The following is a 2302-nucleotide window of genomic DNA, read 5'->3' as shown; positions in this document are numbered from 1 at the left end:
CCTTATTCTCTCCCGGCGCGGTGGCTTTAGTTCTTCTCAAAGCCACCGTTCTCATCTTTATTTAGTCTAAAGTACAGTAAAAATGATGCAGTTCGATCGCGATCCGAACGTGCGCGCCGAAGCCGCTAACTCTTTGTCAAGGTTCGGAACCGAGGCAATTTCTCATTTAGTGGAAGCTTTTCGCCGCGATGATAATTGGCTCGTCCGCCGCAGTATCATGGCTCCGCTGTACGAAATGCAGTGTCCTGATGCAGTATTTGAAATTTGTGCGATCGGTCTTGGCGGCGAAGATTTACCTGTTCAGGAAGCAGCAATTGACGGATTTGGTGTCCTGGCAAATACCCAGAAGCAAGAAGAGGCATTGCAGCAATTATTACCTCTTGTGAGCGCGGATTACTGGGGAATTCGGCTGCGAGTTGCTCGCGCGCTGAGCAAATTTGACAATCCTCAAGCTCGCGCTGCTGTGAGCTATTTGGCAAAAGATCGAGATCATCGGGTTGCAGGTGCGACTTTGGAAGCTTCGCTTTAAAACAAGGGCTTACAACCTCAAGCAGACCTTAAACTCTTAAACCCGCCCCTAGATTAGCCCGATCACCCTCCCAATATTACGGATTGTTACTTTGTTTCTAATAAACGAGACAGGGGCGATCGGTATGCTTGACGATCGCTATTAGTTTTGCCATCTGAGTTAATTCGCCATGTACCAGCCTTTTGGGGAATACCTAGAGCAATAGCTGTTTCAAAGGTTTGATTGGCAAAGTCGGCCCATTCCTGCCGCGTTGGAAGTTAATCTCAGCCGCGGCAAAACCCCCGCTACTATCGGCAGTTGGTGTTACGACTGTCGGCAATAACGGAAAATCCGCTACACTTACATCGATGCGGGTGAATCTGCTCAACTTTTTAATGGCGTGATTTATCCTACTCACAATTACGATTTGCCGCTGTTGGGAATTCACCTCTTGTCTTTGGGCAAGAAGAAAATTTTGGTGCTTCTCGACTTTCAGCCGCTATTTAGAGATGAGGCTTATAGAGCAAAATACTTTCTGGCGGCTTATTTGGATTTGGTCGATCGCGCCGAATCGGTGACATGGGGGGCAAAGTTAGATAGTATCTAACAAGCTCAACTGTAGAATCTGCCGTATCGTGCCGAAAAAAACCCGGGCGAGGGAATGTTTAAGCGGTTCTACGGCGAGGAATGGATCGAAGAGTATATTCACGGATTTTTGTTCAATTGGGAACAGAAGCTGGCACAATTGGTAAGTAACAAGAATTAATTTTAATAGAAGCTTCAGCCACTACACTTATTAGTGTAGGTTGGCATGAGGAAAATGCCAATGGTCAAAAAAAATCGCAATGTAGTTAGTTCCAATTCAGAAAGTAAAGTCAAAGTCGGACTTTCGCTGACTTCTTCTAGTGCCGATCGATTAAACACGATCGCTCGCAAGCTCGGAATATCAAGGTCGGAACTCCTAGAACGCTTGGCACAAGGCGCTCTGGATATTTCTAAGGACAAGACAGAAGTTACAGTCACTTGGAAAAAAGGTGAAGAAACGGAGGTAGATGCAGCCCACTTGCAAGGGGAAACAGCCGAAGAAAGCGAATTTAATGACGCTGTAACGGCAGAAACTCTATCGGACTCGGTGAGTGTAAAGCCAAATCCGCTGCAAGAAAGTTACGAAAGTTTACAGAAGCAGTTGAGTGAACGCGAAAGTTCGATCGCTTCTTTGCAGCAGCAATTCGCTACTGAAAAGCAAAATCTCGAAAGCCAATTAGCCGAAACAGTAGCGAAGTCAAGTTACGAAAGTTTACAGAAGCAGTTGAGTGAACGCGAAAGTTCGATCGCTTCTTTGCAGCAGCAATTCGCTACTGAAAAGCAAAATCTCGAAAGCCAATTAGCCGAAACAGTAGCGAAGTCAAGTTACGAAAGTTTACAGAAGCAGTTGAGTGAACGCGAAAGTTCGATCGCTTCTTTGCAGCAGCAATTAGCTGAAAAAGAACACCGGGAACACGAGTTTCAGCAACAGCTAGCCGAAAAATCCAGTGCTCTGGAATCTTTGCAGCAACAGCTAGGCGAAAGAGAACATTGGGAACACGAGTTTCAGCAACAGCTAGCCGAAAAATCCAGTGCTCTGGAATCTTTGCAGCAACAGCTAGGCGAAAAATCCAGTGCTCTGGAATCTTTGCAGCAGCAATTCGCTGAAAAAGAACACCGGGAACACGAGTTTCAGCAACAGCTAGGCGAAAAATCCAGTGCTCTGGAATCTTTGCAGCAGCAATTCGCCGAAAGAGAACACCGGGAACA

Annotated in this window: 4 protein-coding genes; all 4 read left to right on the top strand. The window is 46.2% G+C overall.

Annotated elements, in window-relative coordinates:
* Nucleotides 1-82: 82 nt before the first annotated feature.
* Complete coding sequence (locus QUA83_RS09225; protein ID WP_333292671.1) at nt 83-529, top strand: HEAT repeat domain-containing protein; 447 nt, start codon at nt 83-85, stop codon at nt 527-529.
* A 328-nt stretch (nt 530-857) separates the two neighbouring features.
* Nucleotides 858-1115: a hypothetical protein gene (locus tag QUA83_RS09220; RefSeq protein ID WP_333292675.1), complete on the top strand. Its 258-nt coding sequence runs from the start codon at nt 858-860 to the stop codon at nt 1113-1115.
* Between the two features lie 18 nt (nt 1116-1133).
* Nucleotides 1134-1274 carry a hypothetical protein gene (locus QUA83_RS09215; RefSeq protein ID WP_333292674.1) on the top strand — a complete coding sequence of 47 codons (141 nt, stop codon included), beginning with the start codon at nt 1134-1136 and terminating at the stop codon, nt 1272-1274.
* 60 nt (nt 1275-1334) lie between these two features.
* Nucleotides 1335-2302 (top strand): ribbon-helix-helix protein, CopG family (locus QUA83_RS09210; protein ID WP_333292669.1); only part of this gene is annotated, 968 nt, incomplete at its 3' end.

The sequence above is a fragment of the Microcoleus sp. K1-B1 genome (assembly GCF_036704705.1).
GTDB lineage: Bacteria > Cyanobacteriota > Cyanobacteriia > Cyanobacteriales > Microcoleaceae > Microcoleus.
Note: the sequence above shows the minus strand (reverse complement) of the source record. Positions and strands in the feature narration are given on the sequence as shown.